The 22,173-nt window shown below is 68.0% G+C and carries 25 protein-coding genes, 1 other RNA gene, 1 pseudogene and 2 riboswitches; of the genes and pseudogenes, 10 read left to right on the top strand and 17 right to left on the bottom strand.

What is annotated here, in order from left to right; translation table 11 throughout:
- A partial coding sequence (locus F787_RS0110495) for a zinc ABC transporter substrate-binding protein (RefSeq protein ID WP_028492134.1) occupies nucleotides 1-640 on the top strand: 640 nt, incomplete at its 5' end.
- A 140-nt stretch (nucleotides 641-780) separates the two neighbouring features.
- On the opposite strand, the gene gcvPB is transcribed toward F787_RS0110495, so the two are convergent.
- From gcvPB to F787_RS0110545, 10 genes are all read right to left on the bottom strand, one after another.
- On the bottom strand, nucleotides 781-2,292 hold the full coding sequence (gene gcvPB, locus F787_RS0110500; protein ID WP_028492135.1) for an aminomethyl-transferring glycine dehydrogenase subunit GcvPB: 1,512 nt from the start codon (nucleotides 2,290-2,292) through the stop codon (nucleotides 781-783).
- A gap of 83 nt (nucleotides 2,293-2,375) precedes the next feature.
- A complete protein-coding gene (tpx, locus tag F787_RS0110505; protein ID WP_018871265.1) occupies nucleotides 2,376-2,903 on the bottom strand; it encodes a thiol peroxidase in 528 nt (175 codons plus the stop codon).
- Nucleotides 2,904-2,956: 53 nt separating this feature from the next.
- Nucleotides 2,957-4,315, bottom strand: a complete 1,359-nt coding sequence (gcvPA, locus tag F787_RS0110510; RefSeq protein WP_026279628.1) for an aminomethyl-transferring glycine dehydrogenase subunit GcvPA — start codon at nucleotides 4,313-4,315, stop codon at nucleotides 2,957-2,959.
- A gap of 85 nt (nucleotides 4,316-4,400) precedes the next feature.
- On the bottom strand, nucleotides 4,401-4,793 hold the full coding sequence (gcvH, locus tag F787_RS0110515; protein WP_018871267.1) for a glycine cleavage system protein GcvH: 393 nt from the start codon (nucleotides 4,791-4,793) through the stop codon (nucleotides 4,401-4,403).
- 79 nt (nucleotides 4,794-4,872) lie between these two features.
- The gene (gcvT, locus tag F787_RS0110520) at nucleotides 4,873-5,976 is read right to left on the bottom strand and encodes a glycine cleavage system aminomethyltransferase GcvT (protein ID WP_018871268.1); all 1,104 of its coding nucleotides are present in this window, start codon (nucleotides 5,974-5,976) and stop codon (nucleotides 4,873-4,875) included.
- A gap of 84 nt (nucleotides 5,977-6,060) precedes the next feature.
- Nucleotides 6,061-6,172: riboswitch (glycine riboswitch) on the bottom strand.
- Nucleotides 6,173-6,282: riboswitch (glycine riboswitch) on the bottom strand. It abuts the riboswitch before it with no gap.
- A 108-nt stretch (nucleotides 6,283-6,390) separates the two neighbouring features.
- Nucleotides 6,391-7,587 (bottom strand): FAD-dependent oxidoreductase, encoded by a 1,197-nt coding sequence (locus tag F787_RS0110525; RefSeq protein ID WP_028492136.1) that lies wholly within the window; start codon nucleotides 7,585-7,587, stop codon nucleotides 6,391-6,393.
- Nucleotides 7,584-8,867, bottom strand: coding sequence for an FAD-dependent monooxygenase (locus tag F787_RS0110530; protein WP_051246117.1), 1,284 nt, complete (start codon nucleotides 8,865-8,867; stop codon nucleotides 7,584-7,586). The genes F787_RS0110525 and F787_RS0110530 overlap by 4 nt, the downstream gene beginning before the upstream one ends.
- 21 nt (nucleotides 8,868-8,888) lie before the next feature.
- Nucleotides 8,889-10,229 carry a Xaa-Pro aminopeptidase gene (gene pepP, locus F787_RS0110535; protein WP_028492138.1) on the bottom strand — a complete coding sequence of 447 codons (1,341 nt, stop codon included), beginning with the start codon at nucleotides 10,227-10,229 and terminating at the stop codon, nucleotides 8,889-8,891.
- The gene (locus F787_RS0110540) at nucleotides 10,226-10,777 is read right to left on the bottom strand and encodes a UPF0149 family protein (RefSeq protein WP_018871272.1); all 552 of its coding nucleotides are present in this window, start codon (nucleotides 10,775-10,777) and stop codon (nucleotides 10,226-10,228) included. Before F787_RS0110540 ends, pepP begins: the two co-directional genes overlap by 4 nt.
- Nucleotides 10,777-11,064, bottom strand: coding sequence for a hypothetical protein (locus F787_RS0110545; RefSeq protein WP_018946276.1), 288 nt, complete (start codon nucleotides 11,062-11,064; stop codon nucleotides 10,777-10,779). Before F787_RS0110545 ends, F787_RS0110540 begins: the two co-directional genes overlap by 1 nt.
- A 139-nt stretch (nucleotides 11,065-11,203) precedes the next feature.
- Between F787_RS0110545 and zapB the strand changes: the two genes are divergently transcribed.
- The 9 genes from zapB (at nucleotide 11,204) to F787_RS0110585 (ending at nucleotide 15,820) form a co-directional block, all read left to right on the top strand.
- Entirely contained in the window at nucleotides 11,204-11,440 is a 237-nt protein-coding gene (zapB, locus tag F787_RS0110550) for a cell division protein ZapB (RefSeq protein WP_018871274.1), read from the top strand.
- Nucleotides 11,437-11,796, top strand: coding sequence for a cell division protein ZapA (locus F787_RS0110555; protein ID WP_019021131.1), 360 nt, complete (start codon nucleotides 11,437-11,439; stop codon nucleotides 11,794-11,796). The genes zapB and F787_RS0110555 overlap by 4 nt, the downstream gene beginning before the upstream one ends.
- Nucleotides 11,797-11,872: 76 nt before the next feature.
- A non-coding RNA gene (gene ssrS / locus F787_RS16485) (6S RNA) lies at nucleotides 11,873-12,058 on the top strand.
- 41 nt (nucleotides 12,059-12,099) lie between these two features.
- Nucleotides 12,100-12,768 carry a 5-formyltetrahydrofolate cyclo-ligase gene (locus tag F787_RS0110560; protein ID WP_028492139.1) on the top strand — a complete coding sequence of 223 codons (669 nt, stop codon included), beginning with the start codon at nucleotides 12,100-12,102 and terminating at the stop codon, nucleotides 12,766-12,768.
- An 18-nt stretch (nucleotides 12,769-12,786) separates the two neighbouring features.
- On the top strand, nucleotides 12,787-13,281 hold the full coding sequence (locus F787_RS0110565; RefSeq protein ID WP_019021133.1) for an EVE domain-containing protein: 495 nt from the start codon (nucleotides 12,787-12,789) through the stop codon (nucleotides 13,279-13,281).
- The gene (locus F787_RS0110570; protein WP_028492140.1) at nucleotides 13,281-13,958 is read left to right on the top strand and encodes a glutathione S-transferase family protein; all 678 of its coding nucleotides are present in this window, start codon (nucleotides 13,281-13,283) and stop codon (nucleotides 13,956-13,958) included. Before F787_RS0110565 ends, F787_RS0110570 begins: the two co-directional genes overlap by 1 nt.
- Before the next feature lie 153 nt (nucleotides 13,959-14,111).
- Complete coding sequence (locus tag F787_RS0110575) at nucleotides 14,112-14,456, top strand: UPF0175 family protein (protein WP_018871279.1); 345 nt, start codon at nucleotides 14,112-14,114, stop codon at nucleotides 14,454-14,456.
- Nucleotides 14,438-14,959: a DUF3368 domain-containing protein gene (locus tag F787_RS0110580; RefSeq protein WP_028492141.1), complete on the top strand. Its 522-nt coding sequence runs from the start codon at nucleotides 14,438-14,440 to the stop codon at nucleotides 14,957-14,959. Before F787_RS0110575 ends, F787_RS0110580 begins: the two co-directional genes overlap by 19 nt.
- Before the next feature lie 300 nt (nucleotides 14,960-15,259).
- Nucleotides 15,260-15,820 (top strand): Uma2 family endonuclease, encoded by a 561-nt coding sequence (locus F787_RS0110585; RefSeq protein ID WP_028492142.1) that lies wholly within the window; start codon nucleotides 15,260-15,262, stop codon nucleotides 15,818-15,820.
- A gap of 333 nt (nucleotides 15,821-16,153) precedes the next feature.
- On the opposite strand, the gene F787_RS0110590 is transcribed toward F787_RS0110585, so the two are convergent.
- The 7 genes and pseudogenes from F787_RS0110590 to F787_RS0110625 all read right to left on the bottom strand — a co-directional run bounded on the left by F787_RS0110590 (nucleotide 16,154) and on the right by F787_RS0110625 (nucleotide 22,066).
- Complete coding sequence (locus F787_RS0110590) at nucleotides 16,154-16,426, bottom strand: cupin domain-containing protein (protein ID WP_028492143.1); 273 nt, start codon at nucleotides 16,424-16,426, stop codon at nucleotides 16,154-16,156.
- A gap of 195 nt (nucleotides 16,427-16,621) precedes the next feature.
- Nucleotides 16,622-17,767, bottom strand: coding sequence for a porin (locus F787_RS0110595; RefSeq protein ID WP_028492144.1), 1,146 nt, complete (start codon nucleotides 17,765-17,767; stop codon nucleotides 16,622-16,624).
- Nucleotides 17,768-18,326: 559 nt separating this feature from the next.
- Nucleotides 18,327-19,274: an autotransporter outer membrane beta-barrel domain-containing protein gene (locus F787_RS0110600; protein WP_231373428.1), complete on the bottom strand. Its 948-nt coding sequence runs from the start codon at nucleotides 19,272-19,274 to the stop codon at nucleotides 18,327-18,329.
- 743 nt (nucleotides 19,275-20,017) lie between these two features.
- A pseudogene (locus F787_RS0110610) lies at nucleotides 20,018-20,262 on the bottom strand (ZIP family metal transporter); the annotation flags it as partial.
- Between the two features lie 42 nt (nucleotides 20,263-20,304).
- On the bottom strand, nucleotides 20,305-20,799 hold the full coding sequence (locus F787_RS0110615; protein WP_028492147.1) for a hypothetical protein: 495 nt from the start codon (nucleotides 20,797-20,799) through the stop codon (nucleotides 20,305-20,307).
- Nucleotides 20,796-21,101: a nucleotidyltransferase domain-containing protein gene (locus tag F787_RS0110620; protein ID WP_028492148.1), complete on the bottom strand. Its 306-nt coding sequence runs from the start codon at nucleotides 21,099-21,101 to the stop codon at nucleotides 20,796-20,798. Before F787_RS0110620 ends, F787_RS0110615 begins: the two co-directional genes overlap by 4 nt.
- A 23-nt stretch (nucleotides 21,102-21,124) precedes the next feature.
- Nucleotides 21,125-22,066, bottom strand: a complete 942-nt coding sequence (locus F787_RS0110625; protein ID WP_028492149.1) for a ZIP family metal transporter — start codon at nucleotides 22,064-22,066, stop codon at nucleotides 21,125-21,127.
- Between the last annotated feature and the right edge of the window lie 107 nt (nucleotides 22,067-22,173).

The raw sequence follows: 22,173 nt of genomic DNA on the forward strand, positions 1-22,173 counted from the left end.
CCACGGGCATGACCATGACCACGGGCATGACCATGACCACGGGCATGACCATGACCACGGGCATGACCATGACCACGGGCATGACCATGACCACGACCACGGCCATGACCACGCACATGGCCACCAGGACGCCCACATCTGGCTGTCACCCGACAACGCCCGGGCGATCGTGACGCAGCTTGCGGACCGACTCGGGGAGAATTACCCCGACAAGGCCGGCGCCCTGGAAGACAACCGCGACCGCATGCTGGAACGCATCGACGAGTTCGATGCCGAACTGAAAGAGCGTCTGGAACCGGTGCGCGGCGAGGCCTTCGTGGTGTTCCACGACGCCTACCAGTATTTCGAGGCCCATTACGGCCTGAACGCAGCCGGCTCCATCACCGTCGACCCGTCCCGCAGTCCCGGGGCACGGCGCATCAGCGAACTGCGTGATCGCCTGTCCGCGGACGATGTCACCTGCCTGTTCACCGAACCGCAGTTCCGCCCGGCGCTGGCCGAGACCATCGTGGAAGGACACGCGACGCGCCTGGGTCAACTGGACCCGGTCGGCGTCGACATCCGGCCCGGCCCGGACGCCTGGTTCGAACTGATGGACGACCTGGCCGACGGCTTCCTCGACTGCATGAAGCGCGAATAAGCCGCGTCGGCCTGGGCATTCGCTAGGCATCCGCGAGCAAGCTCGCTCCTACATGGCCTGTACCGACCCGTAGGAGCCTGCTTGCAGGCGAAAGGTGTGCAGGTGGGGGGGCCCGGAAGAAGCCCCGCCCGGATGGCGCGTCAGCCGTGGGTGCCGCTGCGCGGTTGCGCGCCGGCGGCGTCGCCGGTCGGTTCCTGGTACACCAGGTCGAGCGCCTTGGCCGCCGCCACTTCGTTGAAACGGCGGTTCGGCAGGTTGTGCGGCGACGACTTGATGGTGTCGATGTCGTCCGCCGACTCGGCGAGGATGCAGGCCATCGCCTCGACAAAGGCGTCCAGGGTCTCCTTCGCCTCGGTTTCGGTCGGCTCCACCAGCAGGCATTCCGGCACCAGCAGCGGGAAGTAGGTGGTGGGGGCATGGAAGCCGTGATCCAGCAGCCGCTTGGCCACGTCGCCGGCGGTCAGCCCCGTCTCCTTCGCCTGCTTCTTCAGGGTGACGATGAACTCGTGGGTCGCGCGGCGTTCCGGATAGGCCAGATCAAATCCGGCGGCCCTGAGCTCGCTCGCGAGGTAGTTGGCGTTGAGGGTCGCGAACTCGGCGACCCGAACCATGCCCTCGCGACCCAGCATGCGCATGTACACATAGGCACGCAGCAGCACGCCGGGGTTGCCCATGAACGCGGACAGCCGGCCGATGGTCTCGGGCCGGTCGGCCTCGTCGGCCAGGCGGTAGCCGCCCTGCCCGTCTTCTTCCACATGCGGCACCGGCATGTACGGCAGCAACCGCTCGCCCACGCCCACCGCGCCGGAACCCGGACCGCCACCGCCGTGCGGCGTGGAGAAGGTCTTGTGCAGGTTCATGTGGATCACGTCGAAGCCCATGTCGCCCGGACGCACCTTGCCGAGGATGGCGTTGAGATTGGCGCCGTCGTAATACAGCAGGCCGCCGGCCTCGTGCACGATCTTCGCGATCTCCTCGATGCGGCGCTCGAAGACGCCCACGGTGGACGGGTTGGTGAGCATGATCCCGGCGGTCTGCGGACCCACGGCCTCGCGCAGCGCGTCGATATTCACGTCGCCGCTGGCATCGGTGGGGATCTCGCGCACCTCGTAGCCGCACATGATCGCGGTGGCCGGGTTGGTGCCGTGCGCGGCATCCGGGACGATGATCTCGCGACGCTCGGTGTCGCCGCGGGCATCGTGGTAGGCGCGGATCATGGCCACGCCGGTGAACTCGCCCTGCGCGCCCGCCATCGGCGCCAGCGACACGTCCTGCATGCCGGTGACCTCGCGCAGCATCTCCTGCAGCTCGTACATGGTCTGCAGGAAGCCCTGGCTGTGGCTGGCCGGGGCCAGCGGATGGCGATTCAGGAACCCGGGCAGCATCGCCAGGCTGTTACAGGCGCGCGGGTTGTATTTCATCGTGCACGAGCCCAGCGGATAGAACTCGGTGTCGATGGAGAAATTCTTCTGCGACAGCCGCGTGTAGTGACGCACCACGTCCAGCTCCGAGGCGGCCGGCAGGCCGGGCGCCGACTTCCGCCGCAGGTGCGCGGGGATGGCCGTGGCCGCGTGTTCCTGCGGCGCCTGGGCCACGGCGGAGCGACCGGCGTGGGAATGTTCGAAGATCAGCTTGGTTTCCGTGGTGTTCATGGCGGTTTCTCGCTTCGGTATTCGGGTAGACGGCGGGCCCCGGCGGATCTGCACCGCGCGGGGCCCGCCGGAGGCCTGTCGCGTTACTGGGTGGGGCTCAGCGTCGCCCGGTCGTCCAGCGCGGCGAAGACCGCGTCGTAGTCGGGTTCGTCGCCGATCTCGGGGACCAGCTGGGCATGCATCACCAGATTGTCGGCATCCAGCACCAGCATCGCGCGGGCGGTGATCCCGGCCAGAGGTCCGTCCTGGATCAGCACGCCGTAGTCCCTGGCGAAATTGCGATCGCGCATCATCGACAGCACCGTGACGCGTTCCAGCCCCTCCACGGAGCAGAAACGGTCCATCGCGAAGGGCAGATCGGCGGAGACGATGAGTGCATGCACGTCGGGGCGCTGTTCGACGAACTGGTTGATCTTCTTGGTCGACTCGGCACACACCGGCGTGTCGAGACTGGGCACGATGTAGATCATCTTGCGCTTGTCGCCGAAATCGGCGAGCGAGACATCGTTCAGGTCCTTGCCCGTCAGGTTGAAGTCCGGAGCCGGCGAACCCACGTGGGGCAGGTCGCCGTTGGTGTGGATCGTGTTGCCCTCTAGCTTGGTCTCGGCCATGTCAGCCTCCTCGGCGGTTGGGGTATGGCACGTCGCGTGGAGTGACTCCCCGCTCAGGCCGCGCGGGCCTGCTCGCAGGCAGCCACGTACTGCTCCAGATCGTTCTCGTTCTTGGTCTCGGTGACGCAGGCCAGCACGCAGCCATCCAGCGCCGGGTAGTCGCGCCCCAGGTCGTGCCCGGCGAGCACGCCGGCGTCGGCCATCGCCTGCAGCTGCCCGGCGGCATTGCCACCGAAGTCCAGCGCCACCTCGTGGAAATATTCGCCGGTGAAGCGCGGCTTGATGCCCTTGGCGGCGAGCTTTTCCACCAGGGCATGGGTGTTGGCGTAGCAGGCCTCGGCCACGCGGGTCAGGCCCTCGTCACCCAGCATGGACATGTGGATGGTCGCGGCCGTCACCACCAGCCCCTGGTTGGTGCAGATGTTGGAGGTGGCCTTGGAGCGGCGGATGTGCTGCTCGCGGGCCTGCAACGTCAGCACGAAGCCCGGCTTGCCGTCGGCATCCTCGGCGCGCCCGACGATGCGCCCCGGCATCTGCCGGATGTGCTTCTTGCGCGTGGTCATGAAGCCGAAATACGGCCCTCCGGAGGACAGCGGCGCGCCCAGCGGCTGGCCTTCGCCGACCACGATGTCGACGCCGTTGCCGCCCCACTCGCCCGGCGGCTTCAGCAGCGCCAGCGAGACCGGATTGACCACGCCGATGACCGGGATCTCGCGCTCCTCGGCCCAGCCGGTCAGGCCATCCACGTCCTCGAGGATGCCGAAGAAGTTCGGCTGGCTGATGATCATCGCGGTGATGTCGTCGTCGGCGTACGCGGCCAGCGCCTCCACCGGGGTCTGTCCGGTGGTCTCGTCGAACGGGACCTCGATCAGCTCGATGCCCTGATTGCCGATCAGGGTGTCGATCACGCGGCGGTACACCGGATTCAGCGCACCCGGGACCAGCACCCGCTTGCTCTTCGACCGGCGGTTGACGCGCACTGCCATCAGCACGGCCTCGGCCAGCGCGGAGGCACCGTCATACAGCGAGGCGTTGGAGGCCTCCATGCCGGTCAGACGGGCCATCATGGTCTGGTACTCGTAGATCAGCTGCAGCGTGCCCTGCGACGCCTCGGCCTGGTAGGGCGTGTAGGCGCTGTAGTACTCGCCGCGGGTGGCGATCTGCCACACGGCCGCCGGGATGTGGTGCTCATACGCCCCGGCGCCAATGAAATTCGAGGGCATGCCGTCGCGGGCGGCCCGCTCCTGCATCAGGCGGGAGATCCCCATTTCGTTGAGACCCTCGGGGATGCCCTCCAGCGGCGGCGCGCGCAGCCCGGCCGGGATCTCGTCGAACAGATCCTCCACGGAATCGGCGCCGATGGAGTCGAGCATCGAACGGATGTCTTCTTCGGTATGCGGGATAAACGGCATGACTTTCTCGCTTTCGCTGACGCGAAGTTCTTCGGCGGCGCCCCGGTGCCCGTCGGACACCGGGGTACGGCCACCGCCGGTGGCTTCAGGATTCGGCTTCGACGTGCGCGGCGTAGGCGTCCGCGTCCATCAGGCCGTCCAGCTCGCCGGCATCCGCCGGCTTCATACGGAACAGCCAGCCATCCTCGAAGGGCGACTCGTTGACCTTCTCGGGGCTGTCTTCCAGCTCCGCGTTGGTCTCGGTCACCTCGCCCGTGATCGGGGCGTAGATGTCGGAGGCGGCCTTGACCGACTCGACCGTGGCACAGGCCGCGCCGGCCTCCAGGCTGCTGCCGGCCTCGGGGGCCTCGACGAACACCAGATCACCCAGCAGCTCCTGCGCGTGATCGGTGATGCCGATGGTCACGGTACCGTCGTCTTCGGTACGAACCCATTCATGGCTCTTGGTGTATTTCAGGTCCTTCGGTGCTTCGCTCATGACGTCATCCTTATAGCGTTATAGCGTTGAAACCCGGGTACGCAGTGTGCCACTGCGCGTTGCCATTGTACGTCCCGTATCAGGCGGAAGGCAGTTCGATCTGCGGCTCGCCGTTGCGCACGAACACCGGGCGCACGACCCGCACCGGCAGGTGCTTCCCGCGGATCTCCGCCTCCAGGCGCTCGGCATCGGCCGCGGCGGCCGGCACCCGCGCGAAGCCGACGGACACGCCCAGGCTGGGCGCGAAGCTGCCCGAGGTCACCTCGCCGTCGCCGGCGTCGGTCACGATACGCGTCCCGCCGCGCAGCACGCCGCGGCCTTCCAGCACCACGCCCACCAGGCGCTGCTGCACGCCCGCGGCCTTCTCGCGTTCGATGGCCGCACGACCGATGAAATCACGCTCGGCATCCTTCAGCGCCACGGTCCAGCCGAGGTTGGCGGTCAGCGGACTGGTGTCGGCATCCATGTCGGTGCCGTAGAGATTCATCCCGGCCTCCAGGCGCAGGGTGTCACGCGCACCCAGACCGATGGGGTCGACCCCGGCATCCAGCAGCGCCTGCCAGAAGCCCTCGGCCTCCGCGGCCGGCAGCATCACCTCGAAGCCGTCTTCGCCGGTGTAGCCGGTGCGCGCGACGAACCACTGGTCGTTCCACAGCGCGGAGAACGGCTTGAGCTCGCCCGCGCCGCGCAGGTCTTCCGGCAGCAGCGGCAGCGTCTTCGCCACCGCCTCGGGGCCCTGCACCGCGATCAGGGCGAATTCCGGGCGCGGCTCCACGCGGACGTCAAAGTCCTGCGCCACGGACTGCATGTGGGCGATGTCGCCCTCGGCGGTGCCCGCGTTGACCACCGCGCGATAGGTGTCCCCGCCCAGCCAGTAGATGATCAGGTCGTCGATCACGCCGCCGCGCTCGTTCAGCATGCAGCTGTACAGCGCGCGGCCTTCGGTCTTCAGTTTGGCCACGTCGTTGGCCAGCAGATAGCGCAGGAAGGCCTGCGCCTGCGGGCCGTGGATGTCGACCACGCGCATGTGCGAAACATCGAACATGCCGGCGCCGGCGCGCACCTTCTTGTGCTCTTCCATCTGCGAGCCGTAATGCAGCGGCATCTCCCAGCCGGCGAAATCGACCAGCTTGGCGCCGGCACGTTCATGGGCGGCATGGAGCGGGGTTTTCTTCAGCGTCATGCTTTTCGTCCTGCAGTTGTTCCGGCGTCGATGGCGTCGCGGTCATCCGCGCATAAAAAAGGGCGGCCGACAGGATTAACTGCCAGCCGCCCCTCTGTCCTGAAACCTGAGAGTTTGCGCGCCCCGCGGTCCTGTGGACCCGGGCGATCGCCCCCTTCGGTGGGCCGTCTGCCGGCCGCTCTCCAGAGTTCGCCGTTTCACCATCCCGGTCCTGAAGCCTGAGCGATTCCGGGCGGATGTTGCGCCTTCGGCGTCTGCGGCGCGCGCCCGAGGCGCGGCGCGGCAGAACTCTTCCAGGATGATGTGCGGAGCGTTTCGTGCCCCGCTGGCGTAAGATCAATTATAGGCGATCCGGCGCCGGAACCCAATGCCCCGGTTCATGCCGGGTACATGGGATCGGGTCCATGGATCAGATCAGCGGCGGATGCCGTCCAGCCCGAACGCCCGCAGCGCGAGCTGGCGCTTGACCGGGACCAGCCCGTCCACCAGCCGCACCCCGGCCCCGCGCAGTTCCGGCAGACCGGCGCGGCGGGCACCGAACAGCAGGCGGAAGCCGTCCATCGCGCGCTGCATCATCGCGTTCTCCGGGCGCCGCGCACGGGTGTAGGCGCGCAGCCCGCGCGGATCGCCGGGGTCGCGCCGGTTGGGGCCGGCAAGCTGGCGCAGCAGCGCGTCCACGTCTGCCAGCCCCAGGTTGAGCCCCTGCCCCGCCAGCGGGTGGATGGTGTGCGCCGCGTCCCCGGCCAGCACCACCCGCCCGGAGAAGTAGTCGCGCGCATGACGCGCCACCAGCGGAAAGGCCGCCCGCGGCGAGGTGCCGGTCACCGGGCCGGGACCGCCGTCGATCGCGCCGGACAGCTCGCGGATAAAGGTCGCATCATCCATCGCCATCACGTCATCGGCCTCGGGCTCCGGCAGCGACCAGACGATGGAACAGCGCCCGTCACCCAGCGGCAGGAAGGCCAGGATGCGTTCGTCGTCGAAGCGCTGCCAGGCGGTATCGCCATGCCCCTGCGCGGTCTCTACCGTGGCCACCACCCCGCGCGCGTGGTACGGGCGTTCGGTCACGGCGATCCCCGCGCGTTCGCGCAGGGCCGAACGCGCCCCGTCGGCCGCCACCACCAGGCGCGCCGAGGCCAGCGGCGCATGCCCCTCGGCATAGACATCCACGCGGTCGGGCCGCAGGTCCACACTGCGCCACGCGGTCTCCGGCCACAGCGCCACGCCGCGCTCGCGCAGGGCCTGCCACAGCACCGCCTCCAGCGCCGCGTTCTCCACCGTCCAGCCGAGTTCGGGCACGCCCAGGTCATCCGCGTCGAAGCGGATATGCGCGGGGCCGTGCGCGTCCCACACCTGCATGCCGGAGAAGGCATGGGCGCGGTTCGCCGCCAGGGCCTCCTGCACGCCCAAGCGATCCAGCAGACCCATGGCCGCGGCGTTGAGCGTGACCACCCGGGTCACCGGCGCGGTCGCCGGATCGAACGCCGGCGCCGGTCCGCGCTCCAGCACCGCCACCCGCATGCCGGCGCGGGCGCAACCAAGAGCGGTGGCCAGGCCGGTGGCACCGCCACCCACCACCAGCACGTCCAGCGGCTCGCCGGCGCGCGTCATGCCCGCGCCCCCGGCAGTCGCGACAGGGTATGCCGCGGCACCGGCCGCAGCCCCATCGCCCCGCGCGCGAAGGCATCGCGCAGCGGCGGCACCCGGTCGACCGTCATCATGCCCAGGCCCAGGGCATGGCCCAGCAGCCCGTCGACATGGCGCATCCCGCGGGCGAGGAAATCGGTCACCCCGACGATGCGGCGGATGTCGCCCTCGCGCCGGCGCGCCCAGGCCTCCAGCACGTGCCGGCCACCGGGATCGGCCACGAACGCGGGGCGCCCGTCGGGCTGCGCGCCCTCGCGCAGCACACCCAGCAGATCGGCCACGTCGCGCAGCGCCAGGTTCAGCCCCTGCCCCGCCACCGGATGCACCGAGTGGGCGGCGTTGCCCAGCAGCAGCGCGCGCTCGGCGAACGGCTGCGGCGCATGCATCCGCTGCAGCGGGAAACGCAGCACGCCCCCGGCCGGGTGCAGCCGCCCCAGCGCCCAGCCGAAGCGTTCCTGCAGCGCCGCCATGCGGGACGGTTCGTCCAGCTCCAGGCGAGCGTCACAGACCTCCGGCGGGGCGACCCAGACCACGTTCATGCGCCCGTCGGCCTGCGGCAGCAGTGCCAGCGGCCCCTCGTCGGTAAAGCGTTCGAAGGCCTCGCCGTCGTGCGCCCGTGAGGGCCGCACGTCGAACACCAGGGCATCGGCATCGTAGCGGTGGCGCTGCACCGGGATCCCCAGCGCCTCGCGGGTGGGCGAACCCACGCCGTCGGCGGCGATCAGCAGCCGTGCGCGGCAGGACCTCGCCCCGTCGGGCCCCTCCAGATGCAGGCGGCGCGCGCCGTCCGCAGCCGCCTCCACGCCCGCCAGGGTAGTGGCGTGATGACTGACCACGCCCGCCGCATCCCGGGCCCGCGCCAGCAGGGGATCCAGCGCCGCGGCCGGCACCACCTGCCCCAGGGCCTCGCGGCCCATCTGCGCGGCATCCATGCGCACCCGGCCCAGCCCGCCGCGGCGGCTGACCACGATGCGCCGGATGGGCGCGGCCGTGGTCGCCAGCTCCGCCCAGTAGCCGAGATCGTCCAGCAGGGTCACCGAGCCGGCCGCCAGGGCATAGCCACGGGTGTCCTCGCGCGGATGCTCCGGATCCGGCGCCGGGCCGCGTTCGAACAGCCTCACCGTGTAGCCGGCGCGTGCCAGGGTGCAGGCCATCAGCCCGCCCACCGGCCCGCCGCCGACCACGGCGATGTCGGTCTCGGTTTGCGTTTGAGTTTGCGTTCCGCGATTCACGGTGGCCTCCATGCGCCTCCCTCTCCCCCGGTTTCAGCGACGTCCGGCCGCGCCGTCGGCCATGCAGGCCTCGATGGCCTCCACGGTCTTCGGGCAGGCCTCGGTCAGCACCTCGTGCCCGTCGCGGGTCACGGCCACGTCGTCCTCGATGCGCACGCCGATCCCGCGCAGGTCCTCCGGGGCCTCGCAGTACGGGCCGAAATACAGCCCGGGCTCGACGGTCATCACCATCCCCGGCTCCAGCTGCCGCCAGGCCTCGCCCACGCGGTACTCGCCCACATCGTGCACATCCAGCCCCAGCCAGTGGCCGGTGCGGTGCATGAAGAACGGGCGATACGCCTCGTCCTCGATCAGCGCATCCAGCTCGCCCTCGAGCACGCCCAGATCCCGCAGCCCGCGGGTCAGCTCGCGCACCGCGACGTCGTGCGGATCGTTCCAGTGGTGTCCGGGCCGCACCGCGTCGATGGCGGCGCGCTGCGCGTCCAGCACGATCTCGTAGACCTCGCGCTGGCGCCCGCCGAAGCGCCCGCCCACCGGGAAGGTGCGGGTGATGTCCGAGGCATAGCCGCGGTGCTCACAACCGGCGTCGATCAGCAGCAGGTCGCCGTCGCGCAGCACGTCGCGGTTCTCGATGTAGTGCAGGATGCAGCCGTTCTCGCCGCCGCCGACGATGGACGGATACGCCGCCTCGGTGCCGTGGCGATGGAACTCGTGGGTGATCTCGGCGGCCACCTGGTATTCGGTCATGCCCGGGCGGCAGGCCTGCATCGCGCGCTTGTGCGCCCCCACCGAGATCGCCGCGGCGTGGCGCATCATCTTCAGCTCCGGGGCCTTCTTGAACAGGCGCTGCTCGTGCAGGTGGTGTTCCAGCGCGGCGAACTCGTGCGGCACCCGCACCCCGCTGCGCGCCGCGCGCCGGCGCACCTGCTGCAGCCAGCCGAACAGCCGCCGGTCGAAGCCTTCGTCGCGGCCGAACGGCGCGCACAGCTCGCGGCGGTTCTCCAGCAGACCGGGCAGGATCTCGTCGATGTCGTCCACCGGGAAGGCGCAGTCGGCCCCGAAGTGCTCCATCGCCCCGTCGGGCCCCGCGCGGCGCCCGGTCCAGGTCTCCATCTTCGGGTCCCGATCGCGGCAGAACAGGATGTATTCGCCGGCCTCGCGCCCCGGGGCCAGCACCGCGATGGCGTCCGGTTCCTCGAAATCGGTCAGATAGAGGAAATCGGAGTTCTGCCGGAACGGGTACTCGACGTCGCGGTTGCGAGTGGTCTCCACCGCGCCCGGGATCACGATCAGGGCATCGCGCCCGGCCGCGCGCATCAGGCGCTGGCGGCGACGGGCCAGTTCACCGGCGGGGATCTGCGGCGCGCGGCTCATTGCATCGGGATCCGGGTCGGGTTCTCGGGGGCCAGCTCGTCGGCAATCAGCAGCACGCCCACACGCACGTATTCGGACAGCTCCTCGAAGTCCTTCTCCGAGGCCTCGCTGTCCTCCGGCTCGGGATCCATGCGCGCGATCTCGGCCAGATCCCGCAGGATCTCCGCCGACTCTGCCGACGGCTTGAGCCCGCCCAGCCGCGGCGTCTGCCCCAGCCCGCTGATGAAGCCGTCGGCCCATTCCGACAGCGCCTGGGCGCGGGTCTCGATCTCCGCATCCTCCGGCACCAGCGGGGCAAAACCGAGCTCGATGTCGTACAGCTGCGCCAGCAGATGCCGGCGCAGCTCGTCCACCAGCCGGTCGAATGCCTCGGCGGGATTCTCGGTCAGCGGCAGCGCCTCGCCCAGCGACTTGATCAGGAGGTCATTGCCGGCCTCGGGGTCCGCCACCAGGCAGCCGGTGATCAGGCCATGGGCCGAGGCCGGGGTCTGCGCGAACCCCATGGTGCGCAGGCCGTGGGCCAGACGTTCTTCCCAGGACTGCGCCATCAGAAGGCCTCCAGACGGGCTTCGTAGGGAAACAGCAGAAAGCGGTACAGATCATCGCCCATCTGCAGATGGGTGAACTGCGGCTCGCCCAGGCGGATCTCGCTGGAACCGGTCGCGGACAGCGCCGTCAGGCCGAAGCGCTTGTCGCGGACCAGGTCCTCCAGCAGCTGTTCCAGTTCGCCGCGCGGGATCGTGCCGGTGTTGTCCACCACCCGGCACGGCTTGCCGTTGTGGGCCGTGCCTTCGATGATCGTGGCGTCGGGTGCGGGTTCGGGAGGCTGTGTCATGGGTCATATTCTGGCCACCCCCTGCGCGGGTCGCAACACAACCCGCCGGTGTTTCGGTTGACGGTTCCGACGCCCCCCTCCTAGACTCCGGGATTCAGGGACTTCGCTCCCGTTTTTCAAGCCCGAGGCCCGCCCCGCCATGTCCGACAGCGCTTCTTCCGGCAGCCACGCGCCCGATGCCCTCGACCGTCTCGAGGCCGCGATCCTGCGCCTGCTGGACGACAACGCCGAACTGCGCGAGGAAAACCGGGCGCTGCACGAACAGGTGCGCCAGCTGCGTACCGAACGTGCGACCTACCGCGAACGCAACGAGCAGGCCCGCCACCGGGTCGAGACCATGATCGCCCGCCTGCGGGCGATGGAGCAGTCCGAATGAGCCAGTCCGAGCCGGTCCGCATCACCATCATGGGCAAGGAGTACCACGTCGCCTGCCCGCCCGAGGAGCGCGCCGACCTGTTCGCCTCCGCGTCCCTGATCGACGAGCGCATGCGCGAACTGCGCGACGGCGGGCGCGTGGTCGGGGCCGAGCGCATCGCGGTGATGGTCGCGCTCAACCTCGCCCACGAAAAGCTCGAGTGCCAGGAAGAGCTGGAACGGATGAAAAAGGGCGGGGCCGACGCCCCCGAACGCCTGCACGCGCTGGCCGAACGCATCGAGCAGAACCTGGACCGTGGCACGGACGCCGGCACCGGCGGCCCGACCGAGACCGGCACCACCCGCTCGGAGCCCTGATTCCCGCCACCGGATTCCCCTTCCGCGGGGCCGGGTTGAGCACGCCCCGGGCATCTGGTCCATAATGATCCCGGACGCGTCGCTGCGGCGTTCGAACGTGGCCGGGTGGTACCCTTGAGCCTTAATGCAACACCCAGGGACCGAGTTCTTCCGTTTCGCTGTGCAGGTCCGCCCCCGAGCGGAAAGCCTAAAGATTCGGAGACTTCTCCCACCTGAACCGCTGGTTCAAGGTCGAAGGCCACGACGGCGCCCGCGGGGCGCGTCCTCTCTTTTTTCCTGCCCATCCCCATGACCCTCACGGCCATGTCCACCACCGCGCACGCCCCCGATATCGACGCCCTCGCCCGCGAGGACGCCCGCCGGCTCCGGCGCGAACTGCGCCGTCGGCGTGCCGCGCTGTCCGATGCCCGTCTGGCCGAGCACAACCGCGCGATCAGCGGTCACCTGCTGAAGTGGCTGGAACGCTGGCAACCGCGCTGCATCGGCGCCTACCGCGGCCTGCGCGGCGAGGTCGACCTGACCGCGCTGACCTGCGCCCTGGCCAGGCGCGACACCCGCATCGCCCTGCCGGTGATGGACACCCGCCGCAACGGCCGCATGCATTTCCACGAATGGCACCCCGAAGACCGCCTGTGCCACAACGGCTTCGGCATCGCCGAGCCCTGCCCCGGCGCGCCGCGGGTCTGGCGCCGCGAGATGCAGGTGGTGCTGATGCCGCTGGTCGCCTTCGACCGCCACGGCAACCGCATGGGCATGGGCGCCGGCTACTACGACCGCTACTTCGCCCGGCGGCGCTTCGGCATCCGCCGCCCGCGGCTGATCGGCGTGGCCCATGGCCTGCAGCAGGTCGAGGCCCTGCCGGTGCAGCCCTGGGACGTGCCGCTGGATGCCGTGGTCACCGAGACCGGCTGGCATGTATTCCCCCGGCACGGACAGGCCACTGCTACCCTGCAGACACCTGACAACGACTGATTCAAGGAACGCGACGACATGGGCTACTGGCTGATGAAATCCGAACCCGACGAGTTCGGCATCGACGATCTCGAACGCGTGGGCGTGGAGCCCTGGGACGGGATCCGCAACTACCAGGTGCGCAACATGATGCGCGACGAGATGAAGAAGGGCGATCTCGCCTTCTTCTACCACTCCAATGCCAAACCGCCGGGCATCGTCGGCATCATGCGCATCGAGAACGAGGCCTACCCGGACTACTGCGCGTTCGATCCCGAGGACAAGCACTACGACCCGAAGAGCGACCCCGACAACCCGCGCTGGCTGCGGGTGGACGTCGCCTTCGAGGAGAAATTCGACGACATCCTCACCCTCGACTGGCTCAAGCAGCAGCCGGAGCTGGCCGACTGCCCGCTGGTGCGCCGCGGCAACCGCCTGTCGGTGATGCCGCTGACCGAGGACCAGTGGGACTTCATCCTCGCCCACGCCAGGCGCGGGCAGGCTCAGGCCGGAACAAACCGGGGCTCCGCCTGATGGCGACGCTCTACCACTTCGCCCACGACCCCAAGGCCGACCGCATCCGCCTGGCCTGCGGGTACAAGGGCGCGGCGCTCGAGACCCGCGCGGTGGACTGGTTCGACGACGAGACCTTCTTCGAGCTGGGCATCGCGCGGCAGTCCCCGGTGCTCGCCACCGACGACGGCGCCCTGCATACCGACACCACGGCGGCCCTGCGCGCGATCGACGAGCTGTTCCCGAGCGGCGAACCGCTGTCCGCGGGGATCATCGCCGAAGACGCCTGGCAGGCCCTGCTCGACTGGCGTGCCCGCGTGGACGTCGTGCTCGAACGCCTGTACGCCCCGCTGGCCCCCGGCTACCACGGCATCGGCGAGGACGCCGATGCCCTCGCCGACTTCAAGGCGAACGTCGAACACCGCTTCGGCATGAGCGTGGAAGAACTCGCCAACGACCGCTACGACGGCTACCAGCAACTGGCCCGGCTGAGCCGCCTGCCCGAGCTCGCCCGCCACCTGGCCGCCCACGGCTTCTACCTCGGCCACCCCTCCATCGCCGACTGCGTGATCGCCGCCGACCTCTACCCCCTGCAGATGCACGACGGCATCAACCTGCCGGTGGACATGATGTACTACCTGCGCCGCGTCGAGGAGACCTTCGCCACCCGGCTCGACGCCCAGTGGCTCGCCCGCTGAACCACCCCGACCAGCGCCGCGTCATTCCCGCGCCAGCTCCCGGGTGCGCAACCTCGCCATCGAGGGCTACCACAGCGAGAAGCTGAGCGGATTGCCGGGAAGCATGGACAGGACTAGTATTGATCCTGACTACCATTCCCATGGAGGATTCCCATGGAAGTCGTGAACGTTAGCGGCCTCAAGAACAATCCCACCGGCGCCCTGCGCAAGTCCCACGAAACGCCGGTGGTGGTCATGAACCGGGACCGTCCCGATGCCCTCATCCTGGGATTGAACGATGCGGGGGAACTCGACGCGCCGGGTGTGAAGGTGGCCCTGGCCACCGCCCTGTTCCGTGACGGGCACCTCTCCCTGGCGCGTGCGGCGCGTCTCGCCGAGTTCGCCACGGCCGACTTCGCGCGCCATCTTTCCCGGCTCGGGATTCCCGTCGTGGACCTGAATGGCACGGAAGCGGACCACGATATGGATACCCTCGACGAATGGCTCGCCTCGTCCTGAGCGACGCCAGCCCTTTGATCGGGCTTTCGTTCGTCGATGGGCTGGAATGGTTGCCCCGTCTGTTCGGAACAGTCGGGATTACGGAGGAAGTCGCCCGCGAGGTGCTGCCCGGCCAGGGAAGGCCCGGGGAATCCGCCATCGCCGCCGCGCTGGACGCCGGCTGGCTGTGCCTCCGGCAAGGGCCGCGCTCGTCGACACCGTTACCCGAACTGGATGAAGGCGAAGCAGCCTGTATCCGGATCGCCCTCGGCCACGACGAACCCGCCCTGGTGCTCATGGATGAACGGATGGGCCGCGCCCTTGCCCTTGAGGCCGGTATTCGTGTGGCGGGGACCGCCGCCGTGATCGGGATGGCGCGCCGCCAGGGTCTGATCCCGTCCGCACGCGCGGTTTTCGAACGGCTTCACCAGTCGGAGTTCCGCATCGCGGCCGACGTCATACGCACGGTGCTTGACCGCGTCGGCGAAAGCGAAGGCGAACAGGGCAGGGGCGCTGGTCGCTGACTGGTCCGTCCTCGGGGACAGCGAGGCGCACTGCGTCGCCGGTGGGACCGCGGCGCGCGCCTGGCGGAGCGACTAAGCCACCCGGCTCGACGCCCAGTGGCTCGCCCGCTGAACTAGCCCGCCCCGCCCTCTTCGCGGCCAGGGCCGCTCCCACAGCACCGGTGCCCGCCCACTCCTTGACAGCCCACCCCTTGTGGGAGCGTGCTCGCACGCGAAGCCCCCTGTCTTCCCGCCCCGCATCGCAACCCGTACGATGGAACAACAAGCGCGGCGTCACCCGGAAACAGGAGGCAGACACCCATGCCGGACCCGGCTACCCGAGACGCAACCTACGAAGACCTCCTCCAGGTCGAGGACCACCTGGTGGCGGAGCTCATTCATGGGCAGCTTGTCACCACCCCCCGACCAGCGCCGCGTCATGCCCGCGCCAGCTCCCTGCTGGGCGTAGAGCTCGGAGGACCATACGACAAGGGGCATGGCGGCCCTGGCGGCTGGTGGATCCTCGACGAACCCGAACTGCACCTGGGCAGCCATGTGCTGGTCCCCGACCTGGCCGGCTGGCGCCGCGAACGCATGCCCGCCCTGCCCGAGACCGCCTGGTTCGAGCTGGCCCCCGACTGGGTCTGCGAAGTCCTCTCCGAATCCACCGCCCGGGTTGACCGGGTGGAAAAACTGCCCGTGTACGCCGCCCACGGTGTCGGCCACGTCTGGCTCGTCGACCCCGTGCTCCGCACCCTGGAGGCCTATGCCAACCACGAAGGCCACTGGCTCCTGCTCAATGCGTTCGAAAACGACGACCCCGTGTCCGTCGCCCCCTTCGATGCCGTCCCCATCCCCCTCGGCGGACTCTGGGCCGACTGATGCCCCCTAAAGAGCTGTTTATTGGTCACTTTTTAACCCATCTTCTTTGATTCTGCCGAAGATTTAGACTGATTCCAATCCTTTTTTTGTGGTTTTAATCACAAAAACACATAATCGATATTGTTTCAGGCCGGGGGCGCCGATAATATCCCCAATCAGGAACAGGGAAGTTCCTGCCGAAAAGGCCGATCAACACGGATGTTGTTCGGTCTTTTCCCTTTTTGGGGCGCCTCCAACGCGGGCTTGCACGTACCCCCCTCGCCAACGGGCCTCCATATTCGCGGCCAGGGCCGTCCCTGGACCCGCTCCCCTGGTGAATGCCGGCGCCACCGCCTATTCGAAACGGTAGTGCTTGCGGATATCTCGGTGGATCTCCCAGGTGCAGTCCATGCCCGCCGGGAACGTCACCAAATCCCCCTCGCCCACCGTCACCGGCTCGCCGCCGTCAGGGGTCACCGTCACCTGGCCCTCTAGGATGTAGCACACCTCGGTCTCGTCGTAATGCCAGGGAAAGCGGGACGCCTCCTTCTCCCACACCGGCCAGTCGAACACGCCCAGTGCCTCCAGCCGTTCGTTTTCGGGCCGATGCTCCACCTCGATCTCCATGCTGCCTCCTTCATTAATTCGGTAGAACTCTTCGCTCGGTCCATCGTAGCCATTCGGGTGCCATCACCCCAACCCCATACCCAAACGCGAAAGGCCGCGCAATGCGCGGCCCTCCACAAAAAACGGGGCCCCGGAGGGCCCCGCAAAACGGACTTTCGCCCGTTGTTATAACGCTTGCTTCAGAGCACGAGACTCTTAGAAGCTGACGCGCATGCCGGCACCCACGGAGGTGGTGTCGTCACCATCGCCGCCATCCGCGGCACGGTCGTCGAGGTAACCGACGCCGGCATAGGCCATCACGTTGTTGCTGAAGTTGTACTTCGTGGCAAAACCAACGTAGTCGCGGCCATTGCTGCCGCCGGTGTTATCGGTGTGACCCAGGTTCAGGACGAAGTCCAGCTGACCCATGGTGTAGGTACCCGACAGGAAGTAGGCCTCATAATCCGCGACACTAGCACCCGCAGCGGTTTCGATGTCCACATGCTCGACCTCACCGACCACGCGGAACGGGCCCTGGCTCCAGTCCGCGCCGATCTTGCCGAGGCGCGCGTCACCGGCACCCACCAGCAGCGCATCCTCGATGCTCGTGCCGTCGCCGTCAAGGTCATCAAGAGCGCCGCCTACGCCGAGAATATCTGCCCAACCACGAACCAGATCGACAAACTCGCCGGCGTTGCCGTCAAGCTGGTTCGCCACGAAGGAGTGATCATCGGCGTGGGTGTAGGCACCGTAGATCTCCAGGCCATCCATCACGTTGAAGCCCACGCGTGCGGACAGGGCCGTATCGGAATCATCCGCCGGATCCAGGACCAGAGCGCCGGTGAAGTTCACCATGCCCCAGTCGTTGGAGTAGGCGATGGCGTCATCCAGGAAGCCACCGTTACCGAGACCGCCCAGCGGGCCGGTACGGCCGGCGTTCATGCGGCCCTGCAGGAACGTGGCGTTCAGCGGATCCCGACCGGCGGTGTTGAACGGGGTGGCCTGACGGCCGACGGTCACGGTACCGAAGTCGCCACTCAGACCGACGTAGGTGTCACGATCGGACAGGCCACCGGCGCTGCTGACGTTCAGATTGGTGTTGTACCGGGCGATCGCGGACAGGCCGCCACCCAGATCATGATTCACGTCGAAGGTGATGCGGTTGGGGCCAGCACCGTCGCCGCGAGCAACGATGCCGCCTGCATCGCCCATCTCGACATTGCTGTCCTGACCTTCCCAGGAACCATAACCGATGACCTGCGTCTGCAGGGTACCGGACAGGGTCACGGAGGAATCGGCGTTGGCGAAAGCCGGGACGGCGAAGGCGCCGGCAACGGCCACTGCAAGGATCTTTTTCTTCATGATGCTTCTCCCAGGAGGTGAATTCTTGCTGTCAGTTGCATCCCGGAACCCGTCGGCCCCGCGATGTCCTGTGTTTTATATACGCCACGGTGTCGCATTTCAACCCTTGTGGCGGAAAAAATGCGGTATTCGTGAACTCGGGCAGTCGGTTGCGGGCCGAGGCTGGAAAGGTCGGCATGCCGCCGGGTGCCGAAGAAACCAAACAAGCCACTGATTTTACGTCACTTCTTGACGCGATATGGCAGACCAGACACGGGCCGGGGGTTACCCATAGGTGCAGACGAAAAACTCCGAGCGGAGACTTTCGATCGGGCTTGCGACAGGCAGTGCCGCGTGTTGCGAATGCGCAACAACTGGCGACCGAGGGTGCCAGGATGGACCGCTGTTGCAATGGCGCAACATAGCTTGGGCGCATGGGCGGCGACGCTGCCGCCGATTGGAGTCAGGCGAACTGATGGGGAGTCCGCGCGAGCGGCGAAGGTCAGGCGGGCAGGAAACGGAAAAACCGGACCCGCCGGGTCGGCGACGGATGTCGCCGACCCGATCTGGACGGTAGTGACTAGAAATCGACGCGGTAGGACGCGGCAAGCCAGCCGGATTCCATCTCGCCGGTGGTCGTCCCGTTCAGCATCACGGAGAAGTCTCCGGGGCCCATGGGGCCCTCGATGCCGATCCCGCCGCGCACCCAGGTCTGGTCGTAGTCACGGCCGTCGAGGTCGAAATCGTTCTCCACGAACGGATTGCCCACCATGCGGCCGCTGGTGCGGGCGCCGTCGCTGTCGAAGCGATGGGCAACCGCGGCGAGGGCCGTCACCTCGAACACCGAGTCCGGGATGGGCAGGGCCAGCTCGGAGCCGGCGCGCACCTCGGTCACGCTGTCGCGCCGGCGGTCGAATTCCGCCGGCAGCGAGCCACCGGACTCGCGGTAGCTGTCCAGACGCACGCGCGAGTAGCTGAGATCGGCGTAGGGACTCAGACGGGCACTGGCGCCTTCCCAGGCGTCTACCCAGTCAACCCGGGCACGCACGCCGTAGCCGCGCAGGTCGGGCGAGGCGCTGGATGCATCCCGCTCGCCGGCACTGTCGAGGTAGCCGCGGCGCACTTCCACGTCACCCCACTGGTGATAGCCATTCACGGTGAGGAACAGCCCGCGCTCCTCCAGCAGCGGCACGATGCCTTCCAGCATCACGAAGTCGCTCTGATTGCGCACGCGCCCGCCGAAGACCAGGTCGTCGCGGGTGCGCGACTGTCCGACCGTCGCGTTCAGCTGGACCGGGCCGAAGTTGTGCCCGGCACCCACGCCGAACACCCCGCTGTATCCGTCGGCGGGGCCATGAGAACGGATGCCGTAGTCCCCCAGCACCCAGGCGGTCGTCTGCCCGGCATCCGTGAGGCGCGTCATCGGCCGACCGTGCGCCCCATGCAGATTGAGCATGCTGGCGGTCAGCGCCGACCCCACCGCACGACCGCTGGACTCCAGACTCTCCGAAACGGATGCCAGGGACATCATCCGCTCTGCAATCGCGAGCAAAGCTTCATCGATACTTCGCGGGCAAGGAACCGACCGCATCTCCACTGAAGGCTCCGTCAATGACTCCGGGTCACAACCCTCGGCAGTCTCAACGTTCCAGAACCTCGCCTGCACATAGGTCGGCACCTCGTCTTCCGACAACTCCATGGGCTCCATGGGCGCAAATTCGAGCTCGTCCTCACCGTAGGCGAAGAACCATGGGCCAACCTCCATCACTTCGTTTTCGGACATCATCCCTGCGAACACGGATTCTACGAATTGGTCCGCCCGCTGTTGGTCTCCCCACCATGGCTGATCTCGGAGCAAATCACTCTGCGCATTGAACGAAGTTTGTAGAGCACTAACCTCCCAGCGCTCTCCTTCGACTTCAACTTCCACGGTGTCCCCAAAACCAGGCCCCGGTCCGACCAGAAAAGCACCGCCAAGGATCGGCAAGATGGAACGTTTCAAATTTTGCATAGGAACCCTCCGGGTCGGGCATCGTCAGGAAAGAACATGAAACGCAAAACCGCCTACCGCGGTGTGTTTCCACGTGCAGGTGTCCAGATCACCAGCCTCTTCCAGCATGCCCGCTCTTGGACTGTCCCGCCCCCTCCGTTTAGGGGGGATACTGATAACGATACCACTCCCGGGTTCTACAAAGCCAGATCGATTGCGAGCAGGTTAACGATGGCGGCCACCAGCCCCTTGGGCATGTTCTGCGGACCGATCGCCACGACCAGGCCGATGCCGCCGGCCATCACGAAGATGGCCATGACCACGCTGCCGTGCTGGGCCTCGGCCTACTCCACTGCGGGCAACGCCAGCTCGAAGGCGGTGGCTGCGAGCATCACCCCGGCGCCAAAGCCCATCATCGCGTCCTCCACCGGCTGCTTCAGGCGACGCAGGAAGAAGATGGGGATGACCCCGATGGCGCGACGAAGCTGGCCAGCAGGCCGATCTGCAGGATCGAAAGCTCGAGCAGCGATCAATCAGGAAGGTCCGGCCCGGGGTGGCCCCGGTCGGGTCATCCCGAGACCCCGCCCGCGTTCTCCTCGCCCAGCCGCTGCTCGATGCGCTGGAGGATGGCCTCGAGCTCGCGGCTGCCTTCCATGGCACGGTTCAGCAGGGCCGCGCGCTTCTCGGGTTCATCCGGGTAATCGTGGGCGAAGCCGTTTCTCAGGGCGCGCAGCTCCTGCCACTGCACGGCGTTGTCGAGATAGCCGAGCTTTTCAAGCCGGTGCAGCTTGTCCAGCATCGGACGATCCTCGAACGGTTCCTGGAGTGCCATGAGCACGGCCGGCAACAGGCGCATCCCCATGGCGTCCTGCAACTTGCCGAAACGCAGGATGAACTGATCCAGGTCCTGCACCCCCTCGTCGTCCATCGCGTCCAGCGTGTCGCCGTCCAGCGGCAGGCGGGGCTCCAGCGAAGACAGGGCGTGGCGCATGTGGTGGCGGTGCCGACGGCATTCCTCGATGGCGTCCCGCAGGCGCTGGATGGCGGTGGCGGTCGAATTCATAGCCGGATGCCCTCCTCGCGGGCGACCTGAAAGATGGGTGGATGCCGGCGCCGGCCGGGATAGTCCACCAGCAGGTCGATCTTCTGCTCGCCCAGTTCCGCCTCCAGGCGTGCGCGCAGGGCGATCTCAGCCTGTACGATGGAATCGACATCGCGCATCGGGGTATCGATCAGCAGGTCGATGTCGCCGCCCCGGGCCGAGTCATCGGTCCGGGAGCCGAACAGCCACACCGTGGTCTCCGGACCGAAGGTCTCGCCCACGGCCCGGTGGATGGCGTGTTGCTGTTCGGGACTCAGACGCATGGCGGGCCCTCCTCTGAACGATCTTACAACGCCAGGTCGATGGCCAGCAGGGTCACGAAGCCGACCAGCACCCCGGTGGTGGCCTGGGCCTCGTGGCCCTTGCGGTGGGACTCGGGGATGATCTCGTGGCTGATGACGAACAGCATCGCACCGGCGGCGAAGGCCAGGCCCCAGGGCAGCAGGAACTCCATCAGGGTGATGGCGCCGGCGCCGATCAGGCCGCCGACCGGCTGCACCAGTCCGGTCAGCAGGGTCACGCCAAAGGCCGCCGCCCGGCTGTAGCCCAGCGACAGCAGGGCGATGGCCACCACCAGCCCCTCCGGCATGTTCTGCAGCCCGATGGCCACGGCCAGGGCGATGCCGTCGCTGACGTCGTCGCCGCCGAAGCCCACGCCCACCGCGAGCCCCTCGGGCAGGTTGTGCAGGGCGATGGCGAAGATGAACAGCCACACCCGGCGGATCTTCGCCGGGTCGGCGCCGCTCTGCGGGCCGATCACGAAGTGTTCGTGCGGCACGGCCTTGTGCAGCAGCAGCAGGAAGCCCCCGCCCAGGGCAATGCCGCCGGCCATCACGAAGATGGCCATGGCCACGCTGCCGTGCTGGGCTTCGGCCTGCTCCACCGCCGGCAACGCCAGCTCGAAGGCGGTCGCCGAGAGCATGACCCCGGCGCCAAACCCCATCATCGCGTCCTCGACCGACTGCTTCAGACGCCGCAGGAAGAAGATGGGGATGGCCCCGACGGCGGTGAACAACCCGGCCACGAAGCTGGCCAGCAGCCCGATCTGCAGGATCGACAGCTCGCCCAGCCAGTCCTCCATGTGCGGCCACAGCAGGCTCACGCCCCAGATGAACAGGGCCAGCGCGATCAGCGATCCAATCAGGAAGCTGCGCGGCAGCGGGGTATATTCGGCGGGTTCGGGCTCCGTCTCGCCGTCCTGTGGACGGACCGGGTCGGGTTCGGCCATGGTGCGTGCTCCATGCGGGCGTGTTCGGGCGCAGTGTAACGCGGCCCCGGCCTTGATTCCCGGCGCCCAGCGGGTACACTGCCCCCGCTACAAAAATTCCAATCGTC

Source organism: Thioalkalivibrio sp. ALE19 (assembly GCF_000428605.1).
Classification (GTDB): Bacteria; Pseudomonadota; Gammaproteobacteria; order Ectothiorhodospirales; family Ectothiorhodospiraceae; genus Thioalkalivibrio.